This window comes from Aquabacterium sp., assembly GCF_030652515.1.
Lineage (GTDB): Bacteria > Pseudomonadota > Gammaproteobacteria > Burkholderiales > Burkholderiaceae_C > Aquabacterium.
Map to the genome: position 1 here is coordinate 1 of NZ_JAUSAR010000122.1, position 5402 is coordinate 5402.

At 60.8% G+C, this 5402-nt stretch carries 5 protein-coding genes; 3 read left to right on the forward strand and 2 right to left on the reverse strand.

The genetic code is table 11. The features are described 5' to 3' along the window. Nucleotides 1–219 precede the first annotated feature (219 nt). Entirely contained in the window at nt 220–492 is a 273-nt protein-coding gene (locus tag Q7V20_RS14830) for a hypothetical protein (protein ID WP_304792640.1), read from the forward strand. A 12-nt stretch (nt 493–504) separates the two neighbouring features. Further along, the gene (locus Q7V20_RS14835) at nt 505–1782 is read left to right on the forward strand and encodes a metallophosphatase family protein (protein ID WP_304792643.1); all 1278 of its coding nucleotides are present in this window, start codon (nt 505–507) and stop codon (nt 1780–1782) included. A 27-nt stretch (nt 1783–1809) separates the two neighbouring features. Here the strand turns inward: Q7V20_RS14835 and Q7V20_RS14840 are convergent, their stop codons facing one another. Together Q7V20_RS14840 and Q7V20_RS14845 are read right to left on the reverse strand one after the other, a co-directional pair. Further along, entirely contained in the window at nt 1810–2712 is a 903-nt protein-coding gene (locus Q7V20_RS14840; protein WP_304792645.1) for a bacteriophage abortive infection AbiH family protein, read from the reverse strand. 49 nt (nt 2713–2761) lie between these two features. Next, nucleotides 2762–4174: an HNH endonuclease gene (locus Q7V20_RS14845; RefSeq protein ID WP_304792649.1), complete on the reverse strand. Its 1413-nt coding sequence runs from the start codon at nt 4172–4174 to the stop codon at nt 2762–2764. Here Q7V20_RS14845 and Q7V20_RS14850 point away from each other — a divergent pair. Continuing rightward, on the forward strand, nt 4115–5402 hold a 1288-nt coding region (locus tag Q7V20_RS14850), incomplete at its 3' end, for an AAA family ATPase (RefSeq protein WP_304792652.1). The two genes, Q7V20_RS14845 and Q7V20_RS14850, sit on opposite strands and share 60 nt — an antisense overlap.

Sequence of the window (5402 nt, forward strand, 5' to 3'; positions counted from 1 at the left end):
CGTGCTCAACCAATCTGACAGGAGTACTCCAAACTCTGCAAGGCTCTACACTTATCCACAGCTGACCGCCCTTTGGTCGGCTAACAGCCCTGGCTCAATATTGGATCGGCACAGTGGCTCAGATTTGGATCGGCGCGGACAGACGAAGACACGGCCATCGTTCAGGCCCAACTGGCAACCCAGGTCCTGGAAGGGGTGGCGGAATGGGAACGGGCTGATGTGGATGCCGTTGCGGAGTCGGTGATCACCGAAGTGCCCAATGACACACCCGTGCACGAGGGGGATCTCACCTTGGAGCACCTCCTGGCGAGAGCCCAAGCTTATGGCATTGCAGCCGAGCAATACCAGGCCTACGCGGACCGACGGTGGGGCCGAGGGTGGCGGCTCAACCCGCATGGTCGTCGCCGTGCCTGGGATGAACTGGATCGCTATCGCAACGACCCGCAGGGCTACCTCGACAAGATCGAGAGCGAACTGCACCGGGTGTCATGAAGGAGATACGGTATGGTTCGCATTGCTCATTTTTCTGACCTTCACTACGGCCCCAAGAACCTGATCGAGGCCGACCGCTGTTTCGGGACGGCCATCGACATGGCCATGGCCTCAGGTGTGCAGGCTGCAGTGCTGTCGGGGGATTCAACCGATCACGCCCTGGACCTGCATTCGCCCGCCGCCGAGCGCCTGGTGGCGCAGGTGCGTCGCTTGGCCGATCATTGCCCGGTGCTGATGCTGCAAGGAACGTTCTCTCATGAGCCGCCGGGCACCTTGTCCATCTTCAAATCCTTGGGGGGGCGTTACCCTGTCCATGTGGCCGATCAGATCGGGCAGGTAGCGCTCATGCCGAACGGCTGCTGGCAGGTTTCAGCAGGCTGGCGTTTCGATGTGCTGCCAGACAGGCTCATGGCGCTGTTCAGTTGCGTGCCCACGGTCAACAAGGCTGCTGTGGCGGCCACGGTGGGGGCGGGGGCTGCTGCCGAGGCAGTGGGCGAGCACTTGGCAGCCTTGATGGTCGGATTTGCGTACAGCCATCGACGAGCTTTGGCCTTGGCCGTGCCGTCCATCGGCGTGTCGCATGGCACCGTCTTTGGTTGCCTGAGCGAGCACGGCGTGCCCATGGCCGGATTCGACCACGAGTTCACCACGGGCGCATTGTTCGCTGCTGAGGCCCAGGCTTTCATGCTGGGGCACATCCACAGACATCAGGCATGGGACTGTGAGGGGCGGCATGGGCAGCAGCGCATCGCCTATGCGGGCTCCATCGGGCGCTTCCACTATGGGGAGGATGGCGACAAAGGCTGGCTGCTGTGGGAGGTGGATACCTCGTCAGCGGTCTGCACGCTGCAGCCGACACCTGCTCGGCGGACTGTGGATATCGTGTTTGACGGCAAGCCTGACCTCGATGCCTTGCGGGATGCCGTGGCGCAGCAGGACGTTGCCGGGGCGTTCGTGCGTGTCCGATGGACGGTGGCGGACGAAGATCGCCACGAGGTTAATCGGGAGGCCATTCAGCAGGCCTTGGGAGCGGCTGCCGAGGTCAAGCTGGAAGGGCGCATCGTGCCGGTGGTGCGGACCAGGGCCGCAGGCATTTCGCAGTTAACCAGCTTGGAGCAGAAGGTGGCGGCTTGGGCGCAGGCAACGGGTGTGAAGACTGCGCCGATGTTGGCTTGCCTGGCGGACCTGGCAGGCCAACAGCCCAGCGTGATTGCGGATAGGGTGCTGAGCACCATGAGCAGTGAGCCATGCGCGGACAAGTGCGAAGACTCGGCGTGCGTGGCAGGCTGATTGCATGCCTAGCTCATGCCGATGACGCTAGATGCCCGACCAAAGACATGTGCTGATGTGTGGTCCATGCACACCAAATCTGGCCAGAAGCGCAGCTTTTGATGGGGCCTCGCTTTCATCGCGGCACACCATCAGCCATTGGGACGCCGCGATGGCTGGCACGGCGACAAGTGCTTCGAAGTAAGGTGCATCCACGGCTGACAGTGAGTGCCCAAGCACACACACCGTGTCAATATCAAGCTGCTCGGTCCAGAAGGATTGATGCTCTTGGATGAGGCGTGAAGAGGGCTTGAACGTCTTGGAAAAATAGCCATCCAGGATGTCGTGCGCTTCCATCAATCGGACGTCCAGGTCTTCGACGTCATGGCGGTCGTTGAGCGACGGGCGCGTTGAAGGATTCCACGCGTGCCCCAAGACAAGGTCACTGTCTGGGTGGTCGGCACTGCCGTGAATGTGCAGAACATGCTCGCCAGGGACACCATACAACTGCTGCAGCGTTGGTGTGTAGTTGAAGCTCAGGAAGCGTGATGTGGGGTCCAGGGTAGACAGGCGCCGCTGTGCCGTCGCGGGGGAGGGGATCGGGAGTTGGTGCACCCATGCTGAAAACTGCTGCCTGAGCTCCTTTGACAAGCTCTGCACCACACGATCGACTTCGTACTGAAAGTCGTGATGGCCCGCGTCGCTCCAATCATCTGCTCCGTAAGACGGCATGAACTGGCTCAAATCGTCGATGATGCTGTCGATGTCAAGATCAGCCAGCGCCGACTCAAGATCGCTCCAGTCGTCTCCTGCGGGCAAATAGTCATCAACGGTTCGAAGCAATTCCCTGTCGTGTTGGCGAACGTATGCCTTGAAGTCGGCATACCTGGATGGGATGCCATGCCAGAGATCAAACCCGTTGCCGATGATGTAGAGCTTGCGGTTGCCCATGTGATCTGTGCCTCTTGATATTGAACAGCTGCGCGATCAGGTGCGTGGTTCATTGTTGGTAAGTGGCCGAGGTCGGTCGCATGTTCAAACTGGCGTGCTCAAATTCGCCGTAGTGGTCGCGAACCAGAGGGTTCAGCTCTACTCGTCCTTCAGGGGAGAACCACAGCAATCCACGGTCATACAGGGCGTGCAGGTCGCGGCGCATCAGCAGGCCGTCATTGGCGGTGTTGTGACCCAGGCGCCAATCGCGGCCAGTGAGGTGGGCGGCTTCAAGGGCCTCCGGGATCGCGCATCCGCTGATCGCGCAGCGGCCACCGCATGCGCGGAACACGGCTTCTCTGAACGCAGCTTGTTGCGGGCGCACTTCGACTTGGGCGAAGCGCTGAACGCATTGCTCAAAATCGTTTCCATCCGGTGATGCCCCCCTTGAGGTCTCTGCCAGCGCTTGCTTTGGCGTCAAGTCAGGCCCCCAATGGGCATAGCAGCGTTCTCGTTCGATGATGTCGTCGTCAACGCCAAACTCTGCTTGCAGTCCTTCTGAGCAGCGTCGGCTGTCCTTGTCCACGATCAGCGCCGTGATGATGGGCTCACCTGCATCCAGGCAATCGTGGCCCAGGCGACTCATGGCGTTGCGCAAGGGATAGAACGTCAAGCCAAAGCGGTTCATGACATCGGAGTAGGTGACCGTTCCACGTGTTTGGCAGATGTCGATCAGCCACGCGCGGATCGCCGGGATTTTTTGCTGGTAGCTGTCCGTTGACAGACCGGAGCGGATGGCCTCATCAACCGGAAATGGACCGTCTCCAGCCATGGTGCGATGGGTCAAGGTATGTTGCGCTAACTGGGCCAAGGGCACGGGTTCGATCAGAACGGCTGCGATGCCGCCATCGGCTTTCAATTCCAGTTGCTTGATGGCAAAGACGGCGTCGTCGCGGTATTCCTTGATTTCGCGGGGGCGGGCATCCTTATCCTTCACTGTGGCGATGACGGTGTATCCGGCCAAGCCGCCTTCCCACAACCCCTTCAGTTGCACGATGCGTTCATCCAAGCCGAAAGAATCGGACAACTGGTGTGCTGAGGTTTCCCGCAGAACGGTCACCTTTCGTTCCTTGCCCGAATATTCGTCCGCCCAGGTTCTCAGCAGCAGCACCTCGCCATTGCGGGCACCCCATGACCACCGGACGTTTCGCAAGGGAAATCCCAGATCTGCGAAGAATTGACTGATTGCTTTGGCCATGTGCCTCCGGTGCATCGCTTGAGGAATATCCGAAGTTGCATTTTGCAGGGCTTTGGCGCGCCATCGTGGATGGACCTTGGCGAGCAACGTGCGGTCTGCTGGCGTCTGGGTTGACACCGGGTTTTCACGCCGGAAACTGGTTTCAGCAAACCGCTGGAGCCAACCATGCAACCACTCAAACTCACCCTCAAAGGCTTTCGTGGCATCCGTGATGGCTTGGGGCAAGACGTGTTGACCCTGGATTTCGAGCGCCTGGCCGATGGCGCTGAACTCGTCGCCATTGCCGGGGCAAACGGGCGGGGCAAGACCACGTTGATGGACAACATGCACCCCTATCTGACGATGCCGTCACGCGCGGCCTTGAGCGGCCCCGGCGGTTTTTCCTACTACGACCATGTCTGCCTGCCGGAAAACGAGAAAGATCTGACCTGGTCACATGAGGGCCGGTGCTATCGATCCCAAGTGGTGATCCGGCTCAACGGGCGCCGCAAGACCGAGGCCTATTTGCATGCGCTCAGTGATGAGGGCCAATGGCGTCCCGTCTGCCTCGACGATGGTCTGGTGTCCGACGGCAAGGTCGAGACCTACACCCGCTGTGTTGAGGCTATTTGTGGCAGCGCTGATACCTTCTTTACCTCGGCGTTCTCGGCCCAGGGCAAGCGCCAGCTCAGCACCTACCGCAATGCCGAGATCAAGAGCTTGCTGTCCGACTTGCTCGGCCAGGAAGAAATCCGAGCGTTGGGGCAAAAGGCCAATGACACCGCCAAACTGATCAAGGCCGGGCTGTCGGCCATCAGGCAGGAGTCGGCCGGGCTGGATGCGGAGCAGGCTCGCCTGGATGCGGGGCTGCATCGCTTGCAAGGTGCATCTGACCGCGTTGCGCAGGCCTTGCTTGCGCGACAACAAGTGCAACAGGCACTGGATGGGCATCGGGGTTGTCATGCCCGCTTGCTGGCCGAACGGGATCAGTCACAGAGCACCGAGGCGCGTCGTGCGCAGTTGCTTGAGGAGCGCAAGGCGTTGATCGTTGCCGGCACGCGAGCCATTGAGGGGCTCAAGGCTCAAGAGCAGGAGGCCTTGCAGGGCCTGGAGCGTTTGGCACAACGCATCACCAGTCGGCGGACGCAAGCGCAGTCTCGGCAAAGCGCGCTCATGCAATCACGTCGCCAGTGCCTGAACGTGCTGGAAGAAGCTGGCGCGGTCCAGCGTGCGGCACATCGCCTGCCTCTGGCCGAAGCGGTGCTGAGTGCCAGGCAACAGGAGATCGTTGTGTGCCGACAGCAGGTGCAGGCGATGAGGGATGCACAGGCCTCGGAACGACTGCTAGTGCAGAAGCTAGCCAGCATCGAACTGGAGGCAGGCAGGGCGGCTTTGAAGGCCCAGGAGTTGGCGCACCGCTTTGGCCTGGTCGGTGAGGTGCCTTGTGCAGGCACCGATCTGCAAGGGCAATGCA